This is a genomic window from Hymenobacter sp., from assembly GCF_036388155.1.
In the GTDB taxonomy this organism is placed as follows: Bacteria; Bacteroidota; Bacteroidia; order Cytophagales; family Hymenobacteraceae; genus Hymenobacter.
The window spans coordinates 1-19,690 of sequence record NZ_DASVSI010000137.1 but is presented as its reverse complement, the minus strand read 5'-3'; the positions used below and the strand labels follow the sequence as shown (position 1 = coordinate 19,690).

The window sequence follows — 19,690 nt, the reverse complement described above, 5'->3', positions numbered from 1 at the left end:
GCACTTATCGGACTTGGCTGCGAGGGAGAACTAGCCACGCTTGGTTCCAGCCGTGTGCAGCCCGTGGAAGAAGGAGGCGCTGCAGCCGGCTACCAATGCGATAAACAGTTGCTACGTGATTGAAGGCATTTTCATCAGGCTAGACTGGTCTAGAGAGGAGCTGTACTTACCAATGCGCGTAAAAAATACCCAAATATGGGTATTTTTAATAGATGTTTTAGGACGGTATTTTGTCAGGTATAACTTCTTTATTCAATTTAATGGGTACAGGAGTCATGCCTTTCGACGCTACGATGCCGATGGGGTGGATGAATTCATCACTCTAAGCCATCACAAATACCCTCTTATCACCTCATTGCTCGTTTCCCATGAAACACCTTTTTACTGCTTTTTTTCTGATTTTAAGTTTTGTCGCATTGCCCGTGGCCCAGGCCCAGACCGTTCGTCGCTGCAACAACTCCGGCCTGACGACGGCGGGCGTGAACATTTACACCACCTTGCAGGCCGCCCACGACGCGGCCAGCGCCGGCGACATCATCTACCTCGAACCGACCGGGATTTCTTACGGCAACCTAATTTGCGTGCGCCCGCTCACCATCATCGGCAACGGCTACTTCCTGGGGCAGAACCCCGGCCTGCAGCTGGACACCCGGGAGTCGCAGACCGGCACTGTCACGTTTGCCAACGGCAGCGCCGGCTCGCGCATCACGGGCTGTGTTACCGGCACGCTCAACATCGGAGCCAGCAACGTGACCGTGGAGCGCAATAAGACTTCCCCGGACGTGTACATCGGCTACAATCCCTCGGTGGGGTCTGTGACGGTGAGCAACATCGTCGTTCGGCAAAACTTTTTGTTCAGGCTTTACTTCTATCCAGGCTCGGCGGCGGTCGCGGTTAGTAACGTCAACGTGAGCAACAACATCCTGGAGGGCGGCATCACCACTCCAACGGGGGCCTATATCGGACTCGGCAGCATCCTCATCTCCAACAATGTGATTGGCGGAGTATCAGGGTCGGGAAACCAGGCTCAGATTGAGGTGGACAACGCGGTTATCAAGAACAACGTCATGACCACCGCCACCAGCACCTTCACGCCGCGCAACAACGCCTACAGCTACAACATCAGCGCGGGAACGCAATTTGGCACGGCCAACGGCAACCGGCAGAACCTGGCCCCGGCCACGCTCTTCGTGGGCGGCACGGCCTCCCCGGACGGCGCGTTTCAGCTGCGCCCGGGCAGCCCGGCCATCGGCACGGGCGAAAGCGGGGCGGACCTCGGCGCCTTCGGCGGCCCGGCGCCTTACCGGCTCGCCGGCATCCCCAACGTGCCCACGATATACCAGTACAATCAGTCGGTGTCGGGCAACACCCTGAACGCCACCATCAGTACCAAGTCCAACAACTAAAGCGGCGACGCCTCCGGGCGTTTTCTGCGTCGGCTTATGGACTTTCTGAACTCAACACGGCGTTGCGGGCTGGGCCTGGCAATGCTGCTGGCGGCCGCCGGAGCCCTGGTGCCCGCGCGTGCCCAAACCGCCCCCTCCTTCGACCGGGTGGAGTATTTTTTCGACGCCGACCCAGGTTTTGGTCAAGGCACGCCCGTGACGCTGCCCGCCACGCCCGGCACCACGCTGTCCGCGCTGCCCTTCTCGGCCGACTTGACGTCGCTCCCGGCCGGCTTCCACACCTTGTTTGTGCGCACCCGGGCGGGCGCCAACAACTGGAGCCAGACCTACCGCCAGATTCTTTATAAGGAGCCGGCCGCCGTCACCGCCGCGCCGCCGGCCAACCTAGCGGCCGTGGAGTACTTCGTGGACACCGACCCCGGCTATGGCCAGGGCAGCAGCGCGGCCATCACCGGCGGTAGCCCCAACGCCCCCGGCGTGGCCTTCTCGCTGAGCTTGGGCGCCGTGCCGGCGGGCTTCCACACCCTGTACTACCGGGTGCGCGACGCGGCCAACCATTGGAGTCAGACCCAGGGCCGTGTCTTTTACGTTGACGAGCCGGCCATCACCAGCGCGCCCACCCTGAACAAGGCCGAATACTACGTGGACGCGGACCCGGGCTACGGCGCCGGCACCGACGTGCCCATTGCGGCGCCCGCCGGCACCCTGGCCAACCTTAGCCTGCTCGCCGACTTGAGTGGCCTGGCCGATGGCCCGCACCGCTTGTTTCTGCGGGTACGCGACGCCAACGGGCGGTGGAGCATGGTGCTGAACCGTCCCTTTGCCAAGAGCGGCTGCTCAAGTTCGCCCAACTACGCGGCCCAGCAGCCGGCAACTGGCTACTCGAGCAGCGGCGTGTCCGCCGGAACAGCCGCCGCCATTTTCAACGCGGAAACCTTTGCGTTCACCAGCGGGTCCACGTTTTTCAACAACTACTACGCGCAGGTGGACCTGGGCGCGGCCTTGTTGCCTTTCTCCGAGGTACAGCTCAGCTTGCAGAACGTGAACAGCACGGCCGTGAACTACACCTTGCAGGTGGAAACGTCCGCTGACTTGAGCACGTGGAACGTCGTCGATTCGTACTCGGCTACGCTGGCGGCCAGCCAAGCGGCTCCGGTGCGGGTCGTTCGTTCTTTGGCCAGCCCGCAAAACAACGTGCGCGGCCTGCGCCTGCGCCTGTTGCTGCCGGCGGTGGCCCAGGGCATCCAGCTTTCCAACGCCGGGGCCTATTACTTCAACTGCGCTGGGCCTGCCATCAGCAGCTTCACGCCCCTGGCCGGACCCGCCGGCACGGCCGTGACCCTGACGGGCACCAACTTCGGCGGGGCCACGCTGGTGCGCTTCAATGGCACGACGGCACCGGGGTTCGTAATCAACGGGGCCGGCACGGAAATCACGGTGCCCGTTCCCACCGGGGCCACCACCGGCCCCATCACCGTAACCACCCCGGCCGGCACGGCCACGAGCCCGGGCAGCTTCACGGTGCCCGCGCCCCCAACCATCAGCAGCTTCACGCCCGCGACCGGCGCGAGCGGCACCACGGTCACCATCACCGGCACCAACCTGACGGGCACGAGCAGCGTGCGGTTCAACGGCACGGGGGCGAGCTTTTCCGCCGTGACCGGCACCAGCGTCACCGCTGTGGTGCCGGCGGGGGCCACCACGGGGCCCTTGAGCCTGACCACCCCGGACGGGACGGCCACCTCCGCCAGCAGCTTTGTGCTGGACACACCTCCAACGCTGGTGAGCCTCGACCCCGCCAGCGGCCCCGCGGGCACCCTCGTGACCCTTACGGGCACCAACCTGCTGGTTACCAACGTTCTGTCATTCAACGGCGTGGCAGCGACGCGATTCACCGTCGTTTCGAGCACCCAGCTCACGGCCGTCGTGCCGGCCACGGCTTCCACTGGGACAGTGGAAGCCACCACGCCCCGCGGGACGGCCCGCAGTGCGGGCAGCTTCGTTGTAGAGCCCACCACGTTGGCGGCCTTCGCGCCAACCTGCGTCGACGCCCCGCCCGTGGCGCTGGCCGGCGGCAGCCCCGGGGGAGGCAGCTACTCCGGTCCCGGCGTTAGCGGAGGGCAGTTCAGCCCGGCAGTGGTCGGCGTTGGCACCTTCACGCTCACCTACACTTATTCGTTGAACGGCGTGAGCACAGCCGCCACGCAGCCGCTCACGGTGCTGCCGCGGCCCGTGCTCACGGCGAGCGACACGCTGCTCTGCAACAGCCCGTCCGCGCTGTTGGCTGCGGACGACGCTGGCCCCGGCGCCAGCTACCTGTGGAGCACGGGAGCCACCACGGCCAGCATTCAAGCCAGCCCTGCCACCCGCACAGCTTACACCGTGGAGGTGACCAACGCGGCGGGCTGCACCTATCGTCTGCGCCAGGTCATAAGCCCCTCGCCCGGGGCGCCACCAGCGGCATTTTCGCTTTCGCTGCCGGCCGCCAATGCCGGCGGCGTGGACCCGGCCGGGGGCATTTTGTCCTGGAACCCCTCCGCCAACGCTACGGCTTACGACGTGTACGTCTGGCCGAGTGCCGTCGCCACCCGACCCGCTGCGCCCACCTTTGCGGGCGTGACGGCCATCAACCTGGCCTTGACGCCCGCCCTGGTGACGTACGCGACCGCCTACCAGTGGCAGGTTGTCGCCCGGACCAGCTGCGCCGCCCAGAGCAGCGTCGTGCGCACGTTTACCACCTTGCAGCTGCCGGATTTGCGCGTAACCAGCATATCGGCTCCGGCCAACGGCCTGCTGAACCAGACCTTGAGCGTGAGCTGGACCGTCCAGAACGCGGGCACCAACACCACTGGCAACGGGCAGTGGGAAGACTACGTGTACCTCAGTTTCGACCACAGCGTGGGAGAAGGGGCGGACGTGGTGCTGGGCAGCTACCCCAACCAGCAAGCCCTGCTGCCGGGGCAGCGCTACACGCAAACCCAGACGGTGACCTTGCCCAAGACGGCCGTCGGGGCGTTTCACCTGTACGTGTTGACCAACACCAAGGCAGCGACGTGCGGCAGCTTCCTCAACGGCACGGACTCCTGCCTCACGGCACGAACCGTCCAACCAGGTCTGCTGCGCGAGGCGACTTACCAAAACAACTGGCGCCACCAGCTCATCACCCTCCGCTACCCGCCCGTGCCGGACCTGGCCGTCAGCTCCGTGGCCGTGCCGTCCGTGGCCTTTGCCGGCAGCAACCTGACGGTGACTTACCGCCTGAAGAACCGGGGCCCGGTGGCCGCGCGCGGCACCTTGTCTTCGCCCGGCAGCCTCTGCGAAGGCAACTACTGGCGCAACGGCTTCTACCTGTCCCAGGACTCGGTGCTGAGCCCGCAGACGGACGTGATGATTGGCTTCGACCCTTTTTATCCCAAGCTGGTCAAAGCAGGTCGCGCGTTTGGGCTCGGGTGTGACCCGCTCACGACCCCGCCCAACCCGTATTCCGACGAACTGGAACCCGACAGCACCCTGCTCGCGCGGGCCATTTTCACCCTGCCGCACAACGTAGTGGGCGGCACTTACTACCTGCTGGCGGTGGCCGACATCGGCAACAACGTGTACGAAGGGCCCTCAAAAAACAACAACGTCCGCTCCAGCGCCGCGCTGCAGGTGAACCTGGCCCCGCCCCCCGACCTGCTCGTGACCCGCGTGGCGGTGCCGGCCACCGCGGGAGTCGGCCAGCCCTTGGCCGTGAGCTGGGACGTGGAGAACCAGGGGGCCAAGGCCCCGCACCCAACCGAAACGACGTGGTACGACCACGTCTACCTTTCCCGACTGCCGGTGTTCCAACTGGATTCGGCCCGGCTGCTGGGCAGCCAGGTGCACGACGGCGGCAGTGCTTTCGTGCCGGGCAAGGTGTATTCGCAAACGACCTCCTTCGTGCTGCCGCGCGGCCTGAGCGGCTCGTTCTACGTGTACGTCTGGACTGACGCCCGCCGGCAAGTGTTTGAGTACACCGGCGACAACAACAACATCACCCGCAGCCCAGGCCGGGTCACACTCAGCTACACCACATACCCGGACTTGCTGGTTACCAGCATCGTGGCGCCGGACACGGTCCGCACCGGAAAGCCCTTCACGGTGCAGTGGACGGTGAAAAATCTAGGCCTGGCGGCGGTCACTGTGCCGTTTAACGACGAGATTAGGTTGTCCCGCGATACGACCCTTGCCTTAAGCGGCACGCTGGTGGGCAACGTCAGCAGCCCGGGCGGGCTGCTGGCCCCGGGCCAGTCGCTGACCAAAACGTACACGGCCACGCTGCTCAGCGGCCAGGGCTACGGCAATCAACTGGTGCACTTCTTTGTCCGCACCGACGCGCCCGATGCCGTCTACGAGTACGGCGCCGAAAGCAACAACCTGGGCAGCACCCACCGCCTGAAGCTCCAGCGCACCTTCGTGCGCGACGACGGGCCGCGCGCTTTCGACTTGCAGGTGACGGCCCTCTCGGCCCCCGCCAGCGCGGGCTCCGGCTCGCGCATCACCGTGGCGCCGACCATACGCAACGCCGGACCCGATGCCATTGGCCTTCGGACGAGCTGGCTGAGCACGCTGGTGCTCTCGACCGACACCCTGCTCGACCGCGGCGACGTGTCGCTGGCAGCCCTGAGCCAGGCCGGACCGCTGGCGTCGGGCAGTTCGCTCAGCTCCACGCTGGCCGCGACCATTCCCAACGGCCTGAGCGGCAGCTATTACTTGCTCTACCTGGCCGACCTCGACGACGACCGCTCCGCCAACAACCTGTGGGTGCACCCGTTGACGGTGCAGCTCAGCGCCCCGGCGGACTTGGTGGTAAGCAGTCTCAGTGTGGCCGACACGCTCTTTGCTGGCCAGGTCCTGCAATTGCCTTTTGAGCTCACCAATCAGGGCACGGGCCCCGCCTTGCCGGCCGCTTCCCGCTGGTTTACGGGCGCTTATTTGAGCGCCACCGCCGCGCTGAACCGCGGCAGCGTGCAAGTGGGCAGCCAGCTGCGAACCGCCCCGCTGGCCGCCGGCGCGAGCGTGCGCGACAGCGCCCTCGTCACCGTGCCGCGCACGTACCAGGGAAATTATTACCTCATCGTCAAAGCCGACAACGGCAACGAGGTGTACGAACACAACGCCGAAGCCAACAACACCCGCAGCCGGCTCGTTTACGTGAAGGCCGCGCCGCAGTCCGACCTGGTCATGACGGCGTTGAGCGTGCCGGCCACGGCCACGCTGGGCAGCGCCGCCACGCTCACCTACACCGTGCAGAACATCGGGGCCAAGCCAACCTTGGGCAGCCTGACCAATAACCTGTACTGGGCGCCGGAGCGCGGCCGCTTGCCGGCCACGGAAACGCTCTTCAGCGCCGACGCCGTGAGCACCGTGCTGGCCCCCGGCCAGCAGCTTACCCGCTCGGTGGCGGCCACCCCGCGGACCCTGCGGCCGGGGCATTACCGCGGCATTGCGCAGGCCAATGCCCGGCAAACCGTGGCCGAAACTTCCTACGCCAACAACCGGCTCCTCAGCCTCGACTCCACGCTCTGGCAAGTGAACCCGTTGGCCTTGGGCGTGCCCGCCACCGGCCTCGCGTTGGCCACCAACGACCACACTTATTACCAACTCAGCGTGGGGGCCAACTTGGACGTGCTCATCTCCCTGACGAGCCCGCTGGCGGCGGCGTCCAACGAGGTGTACGTTGCCTACGAGCGCATCCCGACTTCCTCGGATTTTGACTTCCGCTTCCAGGCCCCGCAGTCGGCCAACCAGGAAGTCGTCATTCCCGGCACTCGGGCGGGGCGCTACTTCATCTACGTGCACACGCTCACCGCCGGCATCGGCGGGCAGGGACAGGGCGCCAGCTTGCTGGCCGAGTCGCTGCCCTACGCCATTCGCAGCATTGCGCCGGCCATCGTGGGACAAGGCGTGGTGACGACCACGCTGCGGGGGGCCGGGTTCCGCACGCCCACCCTGGTGCGGCTGCGTAATGCTGCCAATGCCATCGTGGCCACGGCCCAGGTTGTGAGTCAAACGAGTTCCATGGAGCTGCGCCTGCGTTGGAACTTAACGGCCGTGCCCGTGGGCACCTACACCGTGGAAACGCAGAACCCCGATAATACCGTGGCTCAGCTCGTCAGCGGGCTGCGCGTGGTACCGGCCACCCCCTTGTCGGTGGATTACCTGCCGACGGTGCCGAGCGTGCTGGCGGCCGGCCGCTCGGGCTTGTTCAGCTTTACGTTTCGCAACACCTCAAACGTGGACATTCCGGTCATGCACGGGCAGTTCAGCATGATGCAGACGGTGAAAGTCGTTAACGTCCGGGGCACCGATGGCAACCCCCTGCTGGGGTCCGCGTGGAGCGCCGGGCGCACCATCGGCGTGCCCGTGCTCGACTGGTACACCCCCGGAGACGGGCTGGTGTACGTGCCCTTCATTGCCCGCGACGTACGGCCCGGGGCGGAAGTAACCGTGCAGTTCACGGCGGACTTGCGCGCTTACGGCTTGCGGCAGCTTTCGGTCCATCCGACGGTTTACCTCTATCAGAAGAATGATTTGCTCGCTCGCTTAGGTGCTTATATTGAAACCACGCGCCGGGCCATGGTGGCGGACCCCGTGTTCATGAACGTGAGTAACTCGCCGGCCGTGCTGGCACTGCTGCCCAACCGAGTTGCTTTTACCGATACCATGCTCACCCGCCTGTTTGAGATAGGCCTGTTGCAGCCGGCTGATACGGTGGGGTTTGACCTCGGCTGTAACTCGTGCCTGGGGTTTGAGGACGATTCATTGACGGCCCCGACCCGAAGCTACACGTTTAGTCCCGGCACGGCCCTGAGTTCCGAGACGGCCGGCCTTGCGGCGGCCGTGTTCGGACCCGGCGAGGACTACCTCTGGAACATCAACAAGTACGGCGGCGCGGCCGGCAGCAGCCCGGGTTGGGATTTAATCAGGCTCAGCGGCGGGCTTACGGTGCAGGCCACTGCCGCACAGCCATTCGTGGTTCACCTCAGCTCCACCACCTATCAAAAGCAGGCAGGGCTGTTGGCGGGCTGGTACCCGGCCGTAGACGGCAGGTGGCCGATAGTGGTGGCCGCGGGCGGCATCACGGGCTTTGCCGCGGACAAGTTTTCGATTAATACCGACCAGTTCACCGCCCACAACAACTTGTACGGCGGGCGCTTCAGCGTGCGACAGGCCGGTGATACGCTCCTGCTGGTGTTCACGGCCACGCGTCCCGGCGTTGGCGCTCCCGGCGTGCCGGGAGCGCCCGGTGCCCCCGGCGAAGCGGGCAGCCCGGGGGGCCCCGGGGGACCGGGCAACGGAGTGGTCAAGGCTGGCCCCGGAGGCGCCGGTGGTCAGGGGGGGAACAGCGTTCCCGCCACGGGCAGTACCCCCGCCCAACCCGCCGGCTCCGGTGGCGCCGGTGGCGCGGGCGGGACGGGCGGGCCGAACCAGAGCGGTGGCACGGGCGGCGAGGGTGGCACCGGCGGAGCGGGCCTCCCCTCGCAGCCTGGCGGACCTTCCTTGCCTGGTGGCAACGGCGGCGCCGGTGGAGCCGGCGGGGCTGGCTCTGCGGGCATGCCGGCCGGTCCTGGGGGCAACGGCGGGGCCGGGGGACGGAGCAGTTCCGGTGGTCCCAGCGGCAGCGGGGGCGCGGGCGGCGGCGGCTTTCCGGGCGGCTCCGGCGGTTCCAGTCCAAGTTCCTCCGGGGGAGGATTGCTCACGCCCTTGTGCGGGCGGGGTGGACCTCCAGGCGGAGAGAGCTGCGAGGATGCGCTGGATTTTTTCAACGACAGCCGGAAGCTTGCCCAAGCCGCTGCGGATGGCGACGTCGGACCCGCGTTAACGGAATTGTTGCTGACGAGGGGCGGCAAGTTTATTGGGAAAAACCCCGATAACTGCGGCATTGAGGCGTCTTTGTTGTTTTCAGCAGATGTAATAGGCATCCTGGCGGCATCGCCCAGTGGATTTCCTGTCCTGGATAACGTGTTGAAGGTTAAAGATGCGCTCATCTCCGCCGGGCAGTACGGCTTGCGCATGGGCAACTGCGTGAACAAGGTGTTCTTTAAAGAAGTGTTCTTACCCGACGGCAAAAGCATCGTGGACGATTGGATCGACGCGCTGGACTGCGCCAAAGGCACCAGCATTGGGGACGTGGCCTGGTCGGCAGGCAGTTGTGGAGCCAAGGCCTTCCTGTGCGTGCCGATTGTGGCCTCTTGTGACCCGAACGAAATCATTGGTCCGGACGGCTACGGCGCCCCTCTCTACGTGGCCGCCACGGCGACCTTGCCCTACAAGGTGATGTTCGAAAACGACGAGCTGTTGGCTTCGGCGCCCGCCCAGCGCGTCAACGTCCGCGTACCCCTCGATGCCAATCTCAACCCGCTGAGCGTCCGCTTGGGGGAGGTGAATTTCCATAACATGACGCTGGCTGTCCCCGCGGGCCTGGCCAGCTACTCCACGGTGTTCCACGTGGCCGACTCCATCGGCGTGGATGTGGAGATGACTGCCGGCATCGACGTGGTGCGCCGCGAGGTGTTCTGGGAGTTCCAAAGCATCGACCCCGCCACGGGCCTGCCGCCAGCCAACCCCCTGTTGGGTTTCCTGCCGCCCAACGACTCCACGCGGGAAGGAGAAGGCTATGTGACTTACACGGTGCGGCCACGTCGTGACGCGGCCACCGGCGACTCCCTCCGGGCCCAGGCCACCATTGCCTTCGACTTCAACGACGTTATCCTCACTAACCGAACGCTCAACCTAGTGGACGCCGGGGCGCCGAGTTCGGCTGTTGCCAGCCCTATCTCTTCCTCCGCTAATTTGGTCTACCAGATTGGGGTGGGTACGCAGGACGACGCGGGCGGCAGCGGCGTGCGCCACTACGACTTGTACTTGTCCAAGGATGGCGTGAACTATGAGCCTTTCCTGACCGGGCAGACGGAACCGTCGGTGGCGTTCACGGCCCAGGCGGGCCAGGCCTACTATTTCTATTCGCTGGCCACGGACAACGTCGGCAATCAGGAGGCCCCAAAGACGCGGCACGAGGCCGTGATTGCGGCCAGCGGCAACCCGCTGCCGGTGCAGTTGACCCATTTCACGGCCGAGCGCCGGGGCACGACGGCCTACCTGAATTGGGCCACGGCGACGGAGAAAAACTGCGCGGGCTTTGCCGTGGAAGTGTCCTTGGACGGGTTCAGCTTCCGGCGCCTCGGCTGGGTGGCGGGGCAAGGCACCACTGGGCGCGCCACGACCTACCGCCTCGACGACGCGGAACTGGCCCGCTACGGGGTCACGCTGGTGTATTACCGCCTGCGGCAGGTCGACACGGACGGTTCCGAAGCCTTCTCGCCGGTGCGCTCGGTGGCGGTGCCGCCAGACGTCCTGGCCAAGGCCGTGCTCAGCGTGTGGCCCAACCCGGCCCACTTGAGCGCCACCGTATCCGGCGCGAGTGCTGGGACGCCGGTCTTGGTGTACGACGCGGTGGGCCACATCGTGCTCTCCACCACAATGCCGGTTAGTGGAAACTTAGAACTGCAGCTGCCGGGCACGTTGACCAAAGGCCTCTACTTGGTGCGGGCCGGCAAGCAAAGCTGCCGTCTAATCATAGAATAGTTATGCCCTCCACTGCCCTTTGGAATCGTATACGAATACGAAGGGGCCTTAATCGGGAGCGAAGGCAAGAGCTTATTTGATTAAGTTGAGAGCAAAGAAGGTCCCAAAGCTAGCGTTTTGGGACCTTCTTTATTAAGGCCAATTGTGGAAGACGAATATTCGCTTGCCTTCATGAAGGCTTGTTTTTCTCTTCGGACCGTTTTGCTGAATAGGCAAGTGGGGTACCCTACTTTTCCCTTTGTAAAACTCCGCCCGTCCATGAACGAATTCGACCAACGCGCCGCCACCATCCAACACCCCAACGCTACCAACCCCTTAGACGCGTCATCAGGCTGCCAGTGAGTCATCTTACTCTATCGAAATAGCGCTAGTGAAATAAAAAAGACAACGTCGATTGAAGTACAGTTTTTCACCGCTTTATTCTCGGCTGCGATATTGCTATAGAATAGCTCTATGCCGGTGAGTATAGCGTTATTACGCGCAGGCATCGCGACCAGAAAGAAGAGACGAATTTGGGCTACTTAAGCGCCGTCATTCTTTTCCTTTCTGACACCTCTTTGCGGCGCCGGTGGCCCTGCCCAACCTTGCTTTTTCAATTTAATCCAGCCGCCGACGCTCGCACTGCTAGGCTACGCCCCTGCTCCCGGATGCGTGGGGCCGTAAAGCTCCATGCGCTAAGCCCCAAATCCTGATGCACAACTTGCGCGGAGCATCACGCGTGTTTAATGCGGCAATCAGCGAGCCTTTGCAGCGGCGAATCGAAGGCATGATGAGGGACTTAGTTACTATTACGACCAATTAGTTCAACTCCCAAAGCATGCACGCTCCAACCGCATGACTAAAATGAGTTCATATATGACGATTGGCTTTGTAAAGCTAGCTGGTAGGCTACCAGAGCTTTGTTTAAACCAAAAACAAAACAGCCACCTAGCATCAATGCTAAATGGCTGTTAATCAATGAGCGAGAAACGAGGCTCGAACTCGCGACCCTCAGCTTGGGAAGCTGATGCTCTACCAACTGAGCTACTCTCGCGGGGCATTGGTTTGGTAAAATTACGCGAAAGAAACGGATTCGCAATCTGGTTGGAAACGTCCTCAACCCCTGGTTTGGCCGCTTCGTATGAGAGGAGCACGATGGCAACTCCTCCCCTTCCTCCCCCTACCCGCCGCTTGGTTGGCTTGATGCTGATGGTCAGTGGCGGCATGCTGGCGGTGGGGCTGTTGCTGAAAGTGTACGTGGCCGTGTATAGCTGGACCACCGACAGCTACCAAAATCCGTCGGCCGTGACGCTGAGCGTCAACTTGGTGGGACTGCTGGCGAGCGGGCTGCTGGTGCGCATGGGCCTGCGCATGCGGCGCGGCGACGAGCAGGGCCACAACCCCAACCCGAACGGCATGCTGTAGATAGGCCGGCTTTCCTCGACCTTTGCCCCATGTCATCCCCCCTGCGCATCTCGCTGGCCAAGGCCAACCTCCCCACCGCCACCCAACTCGCCGACCTGGGCCGCCAAACGTTTCAGGCCACCTTCGCGGCCACCAACGCGGCCGCAGACATGGCTGCCCACCTGGCCGAGAACTTCGGCCCCGAAATTCAACTGGCCGAGCTGCAGGACCGGGAAAACACCTTTCTGCTGGCCCACATGCAAGCCGAGCTGGTGGGCTACGCCAAGCTGCGCGACAACTCGGCCCTCGGCTTGTCAGAAGGCCAGGACCCGGCCGGCCGCCTCGAAATTGAACGGCTGTACGTGCGCGACGACTGGCAAGGCACCGGCCTGGGCGCGGCGCTGATGCGGAGCATTTTGGCGCTGGCCGAACAACTGCACTGCTCGGCGGTGGTGCTGGGCGTGTGGGAGAAGAACGACAAGGCGCGGGCTTTCTACCAGCGGTTTGGCTTCCGCCTAATTGGCCAGCACGAATTTCGACTGGGCCAAGACGTGCAAACAGACTTGATTTTGCGCAAAGGCATGGCCGGACGCTAACTGGTTACTTTTGGCAATGCCTATGCCCGCATTGACGCACTTCCTCCCCGGCCGCGGCCACTCAATAACGTACGCCGGAGCCTTGCTGTGGGCTCTTTTGGCGGCCTGCCAGCCGCAGCGCGAATCGGCAGCAACAGCCAGCCCGCCGCCCGTGGGCCACTACGAAGGCAGCCTCAGCGTGACGGGACAGCCCGAGCTGCGCACCGCCCTCGACATCCGGCACCCCAGCCCCGGGCACTACGAGGCCGAATTCACCGTGCCCAACGCCAGCACGCTCAGCTTCGTGGCCGACACAATGCTCTTCAGCAACAACCAGCTTCGGCTCACGCGGCCAGCCCGGCCCAACCAAACGCTGACCCTGACGCTGGACGGGGATTTCTGGCGGGGCTCGCTCGCCCTGGACTCGACCAAGGCCACCATCATTCTGCTCAAACGCGGCATGCCCACCCCCAGCACCTACCGCGTGGAAGAAGTACCGCAGCCCAACGGCACGGCCTGGCTTTTTGCGCCTTCTGACACCGGCACGCTGGGCACGGCCCTGGCCTTGCTGCCGGACGCGGCCACGGCCCCCGCCGCCGCGCTCTGGGCCGATGCCCTCGCGCGGGAAGGCGTCATTGTGCTGGTGCTGCCCGCGGCCGACTCGGCCACAGCGGCCGACGAAGGGCCGCGCGTGCAAGCGGCCGTGCGCCTGCTGCGCAACACCGCCGGCGCCGACACGGCCGACGTGGGCGCCTGGGCCGCCGGCCCGCGCGCGGCCGTGCTCCCCCAGGTGCTCACGGCCGCCAACGCGCCCCGCGTCGCCTTTGCCATTGCCCAAAACCCGGAACTTGATGCCGCGAGCCAGGCGGCCCTTAGAGAGTTGAAAAACCGCAAGCTGCCGCTTCTGGGGCTTTACGGCGGGCCCAGCGCCACCCAACGCGCAACCGCGCTGCGCAATGCGTTTGGCGGGCGACGCGGCATCACCATTCGCACCTATCGGGCCGCCGGCACCGACTTATTCGTGGGCGAGGGGCTAAGCCCGCGCTTTGCCACGGGGCTGCCCATGGAGCTGATGGAGTGGCTGCGCGGGCGCTAAGCAGGCCCCTGCGGTGAGCCGCGGCGTTGCTTACAGCAGCAACAAGCCTTTCTCGCGCAACAGGCGCCACGCGGGGCCTTGGGTGAAAGCCTCGAAAGAGCCCTCGGCGGCCGGGAAGCTGGCGGCAGCTTCTTTCAGCAGCACTTTGGTGTCGTAGTCCTGGCTGAGCTGGGTGAGCAGCTGATGCAGCCACCGGCCCGCCGCTTCGCTGGTTTTCACTTCAAAGTCTTCGGCCTGCTCGTAGCAGGTAAGAATAGCCCGGGAGCCTTTTTTGCCCGGCTCAATGCGAAGTTCCGGCGCGTTGCCCAGCCAGAACAGGCGCTGGTTTGGCCGGGCCACGTCGGGCTTGTCGGGGGCTTGTAGGGCCTGCTGCACCAAGTGGCGCGGCGTGGTGGGCCGGGGCGTTTTAAAATCGAACCAAAAGCTGAGCGGCTCATCCAGGGCCACCCCGTGCAGGTAGTTATACAGCGACTTGGCCAGGCCGGGCCCGAAGGCTTCGTGGTCGGTGCCGAGCGGGTCGTCGTGCCAGAGGTCGTTCCAGGCAAAACCCGCGGGCTCGGGGCCGATGGCGGCCACCTGGTATTTCGCGGGGTTCTTGCCCACCGGCGAATGCGCGGTCATAGAGAAGCGGTGCCAGTAGCCACTTTGCACCACGCCGGCGGCGAAAAGCTGCCGCACCACTTCCAGGCTGTCCACGGTTTCCTGGGCGGTTTGGGTGGGGAAACCGTACATCAAGTAGGCGTGCACCATGATGCCGGCTTGGGTGAAGCCGTCGGCCACACGGGCCACCTGGGCAATGGTCACGCCCTTTTCCATGAGGGCCAGCAGGCGGTCGGAAGCCACTTCCAGGCCCCCGCTCACGGCTATGCAGCCCGAAGCGGCCAGCAGGCGACACAAATCGGGCGAGAAGGTTTTTTCGAAGCGGATGTTGCCCCACCAGGTGATGGGCACGCGGCGCTTGAGCAATTCGATGGCCAAGTCGCGCAGGGCCAAGGGCGGCGCGGCTTCGTCGACGAAGTGAAAACCGGTTTGGCCGGTTTGCTGGATAATCTGCTCGATGCGGCCGACCAGCAGGGTGCTGGGCGCGGTTTCGTAGCGAGCGATGTAGTCCAGCGTGACGTCGCAGAACGAGCAGCGCTTCCAGTAGCAGCCGTGGGCCACGGTGAGCTTGTTCCAGCGGCCATCGCTCCACAGGCGGTGCATGGGGTTCAGCACTTCCAGCACCGAGAGGTACTCGGTCAGGGGCAGGTCGGAGTAGTCGGGCGTGCCCACTTCGTGGTGGGGCACGTCGGGGTACGGGTGGTTGATGTACTCAATTTGCCCCTGCTCGTTGCGCAGAAAGGTACGCTGAAGCTGGTCGCGGCTGGGCGGGCTGTACAGCACCGACTGCAGCGCGCAATGGACTTCGTCCTCGGCTCCGCCCGACGCCAAAACCTCACCCCCTGACCCCCTCTCCCAAAAAGAGGGGGCACCGGCTCGTGAGGGCGATTCCGCTGGGAGCAAGTCCGGTGCCCCCTCTTTTTGGGAGAGGGGGTCAGGGGGTGAGGTTAACGCCCACGCCGCCTGACGTTCTTTTTGCGCAGCTAAGTACTCCAGCAGCCGCAGCCACGGCCCCTCACCATCATCCAACGTCAAGTAGTCGACGTAATCGAAAAAAAGCGGTTCCTGAATGGTTCGCAGTTCGGTATTAGGATAGCCGCCGCCCATGATGGTCGCCGTGGCCGGGCTGATTTCCTTAATGCGCTTGGCCAGCCGCAACGCCCCGTACAGGTTGCCTGGAAATGGCACCGTGAAGCCGACCACATCGGGCTGCACGCGGGCCAGGAGTTGCTCTAGTTCATCGAGCAGCAGGCGGTCGAGCAGGTTAGGCGCTGCTTCCAGGGCCTCGTGCAGCGGCTCGAAACTGGTGGCGGACAGCGCCAGCTTCTCAGCATAGCGCGAGAAGCCGAAGTGCGGGCCCACGGTTTCCTTGATGAGGTCGGCGAGGTCTTCGAGGTAGAGCGTGGCCAGGTGCCGGGCCTGGTCGGTGAGGCCCATGGTGCCAAAGGCGGTTTCCAGGTCGGCTACGTTGTCGAAGCGGCTGGCCTCGGGCAGGAAACGGCCGTGGCAAATGCGCGGGGCCAGGGTCAAGTCCTTGTTCTGCAAAAACCGCACAACCGGCGCGATGGTGGCCAGGTAGCGGTTCTGCAGGCGCAGCATGCGCCGGGCGTTGTCGCTAAGGTCAAAGTCGCCGGCTTCGATTTCGGCAAAAACCTGCTTCAGGCCTGCCACCGAAAACAGGCGCAGCACCAGCTGCAGGCCCATGTCGGCTTGGGTCACGGCGTAGCCGCGCCCGCCCAAAAACCCCTTGATGTAGGCCGTGGCCGGGTACGGGGTGTTGAGCTGCGTGAGCGGCGGGGTAAGGAGCAGGATGCGGGGCGAAGCAGAAGACACGGCAGCAACTAACCCGGTACACAGGGCCGGGGTTCATTTCTGCAAAGGTCGGGCATTAGTCGCAAGCACGCGCCTCCGGAGCCCAGGTACCGGGCATTACCTTGGTGCGTGAAATCAACTGCCCACGCTGCGCTACTCTCCATTCTCATGTATGATTACTTGTATTACGCCTGCTGTCGGGCGTCGCACTCGAAACGCTTCGACAGTCCTCTTGTTTTCCGAATCATTTGCGTGGTTAGCCTGGTGCTCTCGTTCCATGTGCTCACCGTTTCCTTGATGCTCAAAAAAATAGGGCTGCCCTGTCCTGCCTACGCATCGACACTTTTTCTGCTGGCCTCGGTCTTTTTCGTCCGGCTCTATTTTAAAGCAAGGCCCCCCATCATCATGGCAAAATACACCTTGCGGGAGCAGCGCAGGCCCCCGCGGGTGCCCCCGGCGCTTGTCGTCATCCTATATGTTGGGAGCAGCATGGGTCTTTTCTTCGTAATAGCTTCCGTGCTTAAAAACCAGCAGTAAGAAACCGAAGAATTTGCCATTGCTAGACTGCAGGCCGTGGCCATCCGTTCTGTTCCCTCGACCAGCCTTTAGCTTGTGTAAGCTCAAATACATAACAAGCCCCAGTACTGCCCAGTGCCGGGGCTTGCTACATCATTAGGTTGGTCGCTTTAGCAGGACGAATTGCTGCGCTGCGCTCGCAATGACAAGCACGTTTGAGCAGTCGCCTTCGCCAAGGAGTCGGACGACACCCGTTCGGGCAGCATCAGGCGGCGGAAGTTGCTCATGGAGCAGCCGGTCATCTGGCGGAACTGATTGTATTGGTGCTGGCCGGAACTGTAGCGCATTTGGTCGGCGATTTGGCTCTGGAAAGGAGGGTTCGGTTGGCCCGGAAGGGAGGCTTCGACCATCCGGTGCCAAACGCAAACGCAATGCGACCAGCAAAAAATCAGACACCTCCTAAACGCCTGAATTCTGTACCATTTTTCATGTCATGATTTCCGTCATTGCGATATCCAAATCAAGCAGCGCGGCGGACGTTGCTTTGCGGCCAAAACGCGGAGGGTGCGGTTTTACTATCCAACGTCATCACTTGTTTCCTTTTTTTCACCAACCATTTCTTCTACTATGCAGAAATTATTCCCGCTTCAAGGGCACTCCCCTTCCCAAACCGGTCCGACGAACGCGCAGCGCCGTTCGTCGTCCATTCCCGGCGCTGCGCAGAGCCCCGCCGCTTCTAGCCTGGCATTTTCCCTGCTGGCAAAGTGCGGGCGCGGCCTGGCGCTTGCTTTTTTGCTGCTTTTCGCAAACGTTTGTGTAAGTCAGGCGCAAACCATTGTGGAGCGCTACGGGCAGCTGCGGGTGAGCGGCAACCGCATTGTGGACAAGACCGGTACCGCCATCCAACTGCGCGGCATGTCGCTTTACTGGAGCCAGTGGGTGCCCAAATACTACAACTACAACACCGTGAAATGGCTGCGCGACGACTGGCGGGTGACCGTGGTGCGGGCCGCCATGGCCGTGGACGTGGGCGGCTACGCCACCAACCCCGCCGCCGAGCAGGCCAAGGTGTTCACGGTGATTGACGCGGCCATTAGCCTAGGCATCTACGTGATTGTGGACTTCCACGTGCACGACGCCGCAGCTTACCGCACCCAGGCGCAAACTTTCTTCCGGGCCGTGGCCCAGAAGTACGGGGCCAGCCCCAACATCCTGTACGAAACCTGGAACGAGCCGCTCGACGTGTCGTGGGCCAACGTCATCAAGCCCTACCACCAAACCCTGGTGAGCACCATCCGCCAGTACGACCCCGACAACATCATCATCCTGGGCACCGGCTTCTACTCGCAGCGCGTGGACGAAGCGGCCGCCAACAAAGTGGCCGGCTCGAACCTGGCCTACACCCTGCACTTTTACGCCAACACGCACAACAGCGGCCTGCGCGCCGCGGCGCAACGGGCCCTAGACAACAACGCGGCGCTGTTTGTGACCGAGTACGGCACCACCGACGCCAGCGGCAAAGGCACCGTGAACGAAGCCGAAACCCGCAATTGGTACACGTTCATGGACCAGAACAAGATTAGCCACGCCAACTGGTCGGTGGCCGATATCCCGGAGTCGTCGGCTGCCCTGGTGTCGGGCGCAAGCGAGAACGGGGGCTGGACCACGAGCCAAATCAAGCAGTCGGGCCTGTTCGTGCGCTCGGAACTGCGCGCCAAATACCCTGGCACCACTACTACGCCACCGGCCACGGGCACCCTAGCCAACGGCCGCTACCGCATTGTGGCGCGGCACAGCGGCAAAGTGCTGGGCGTGGCCGGCGGCTCGACGGTCGATGGCGCCGACATCACCCAATACACCAACTCCGGCGCCACCAACCAGCAATGGAACGTGGTGTCGTTGGGCAGCGGGGCCTACAGCATCCGGGCCGTGCACAGCGGCAAGGCCATGGATTTGTCGGGCTCTTCCACCGCCGACGGCGGCGACATCAACCAGTGGACTTACTCGGGCGGTAACAACCAGCGGTGGCGCATCGAAAGCGTGGGCAGCGGCTACTACCACATCGTGTCGGTGGCCAGCAACAAGTGCGTGGACGTGCCGGGCGCGTCTACCACCGACGGAGTGGCCATCAACCAGTGGACTTGCGGCACGGGCAGCAACCAGAGCTTCCAGTTTGTGGCCCTGAGCGCGGCCCGCACGGCCGATACCGACCAGGTGGACGCCGGTAGCAACACGTCGGTGTACCCCAACCCTTCCCAAAGCACGTTTACGGTGCGGGAGTTGGGCGCCTTCACGTACAGCATCATCGACGGGCTGGGCCGCGTGGTGGACCGGGGCCAGGGCACCAACGAGGTCACCGTGGGCCAACGGCTGGCGGCGGGTTTGTTCGTGCTGCGCGTGCAGGGCGCCAACGGCGTCAAAACCATGCGGGTTTCCAAGAAATAGCGTGCCTTTTCGGGTAAATGGTGAAAGCCCTGGACTTCCTCCAGGGCTTTTTGCATAGTGGCTGCGGCGGCGGTGTTACGGCGCCGCCCAAAAGCTTATTTGGAAAATTTACTTCCCCAAAGCGAACGGTCATGCTGAGCGCAGTCGAAGCATGACCGTTCGCTTTGGGGAAACCAGTAGAGGGGTACTTGAAGCCTAGAGCGGTGTGGGGGGGGGGGGGGGGGGGGGGGGGGGGGGGGGGGGGGGGG

Annotated in this window: 9 protein-coding genes and 1 tRNA gene; 7 read left to right on the top strand and 3 right to left on the bottom strand. The window is 63.9% G+C overall.

The window, feature by feature from the left end:
* Positions 1–368 precede the first annotated feature (368 nt).
* Both VF629_RS18920 and VF629_RS18915 read left to right on the top strand, forming a co-directional pair.
* The gene (locus VF629_RS18920) at positions 369–1,406 is read left to right on the top strand and encodes a hypothetical protein (protein WP_331060066.1); all 1,038 of its coding nucleotides are present in this window, start codon (positions 369–371) and stop codon (positions 1,404–1,406) included.
* A 36-nt stretch (positions 1,407–1,442) separates the two neighbouring features.
* On the top strand, positions 1,443–11,015 hold the full coding sequence (locus tag VF629_RS18915) for a CARDB domain-containing protein (protein ID WP_331060065.1): 9,573 nt from the start codon (positions 1,443–1,445) through the stop codon (positions 11,013–11,015).
* 960 nt (positions 11,016–11,975) lie between these two features.
* Here the strand turns inward: VF629_RS18915 and VF629_RS18910 are convergent.
* Positions 11,976–12,048, bottom strand: a tRNA-Gly gene (locus VF629_RS18910).
* A 101-nt stretch (positions 12,049–12,149) separates the two neighbouring features.
* Here VF629_RS18910 and VF629_RS18905 point away from each other — a divergent pair.
* The 3 genes from VF629_RS18905 to VF629_RS18895 are packed head-to-tail and all read left to right on the top strand — an operon-like array spanning position 12,150 to position 14,069.
* Entirely contained in the window at positions 12,150–12,419 is a 270-nt protein-coding gene (locus VF629_RS18905) for a hypothetical protein (RefSeq protein WP_331060064.1), read from the top strand.
* Positions 12,420–12,448: 29 nt separating this feature from the next.
* Positions 12,449–12,994 (top strand): GNAT family N-acetyltransferase, encoded by a 546-nt coding sequence (locus VF629_RS18900; protein ID WP_331060063.1) that lies wholly within the window; start codon positions 12,449–12,451, stop codon positions 12,992–12,994.
* Between the two features lie 22 nt (positions 12,995–13,016).
* Positions 13,017–14,069 (top strand): hypothetical protein, encoded by a 1,053-nt coding sequence (locus tag VF629_RS18895; RefSeq protein ID WP_331060062.1) that lies wholly within the window; start codon positions 13,017–13,019, stop codon positions 14,067–14,069.
* 30 nt (positions 14,070–14,099) lie between these two features.
* Here the strand turns inward: VF629_RS18895 and VF629_RS18890 are convergent, their stop codons facing one another.
* Entirely contained in the window at positions 14,100–16,502 is a 2,403-nt protein-coding gene (locus VF629_RS18890; protein WP_331060061.1) for a B12-binding domain-containing radical SAM protein, read from the bottom strand.
* Between the two features lie 147 nt (positions 16,503–16,649).
* Between VF629_RS18890 and VF629_RS18885 the strand changes: the two genes are divergently transcribed.
* The gene (locus tag VF629_RS18885; RefSeq protein ID WP_331060060.1) at positions 16,650–17,018 is read left to right on the top strand and encodes a hypothetical protein; all 369 of its coding nucleotides are present in this window, start codon (positions 16,650–16,652) and stop codon (positions 17,016–17,018) included.
* Between the two features lie 149 nt (positions 17,019–17,167).
* Here the strand turns inward: VF629_RS18885 and VF629_RS18880 are convergent, their stop codons facing one another.
* The gene (locus VF629_RS18880) at positions 17,168–17,344 is read right to left on the bottom strand and encodes a hypothetical protein (RefSeq protein ID WP_331060059.1); all 177 of its coding nucleotides are present in this window, start codon (positions 17,342–17,344) and stop codon (positions 17,168–17,170) included.
* Positions 17,345–17,624: 280 nt separating this feature from the next.
* On the opposite strand from VF629_RS18880, the gene VF629_RS18875 reads away from it, so the two are divergent.
* Positions 17,625–19,442 (top strand): cellulase family glycosylhydrolase, encoded by a 1,818-nt coding sequence (locus VF629_RS18875; protein ID WP_331060058.1) that lies wholly within the window; start codon positions 17,625–17,627, stop codon positions 19,440–19,442.
* Positions 19,443–19,690 lie beyond the last annotated feature (248 nt).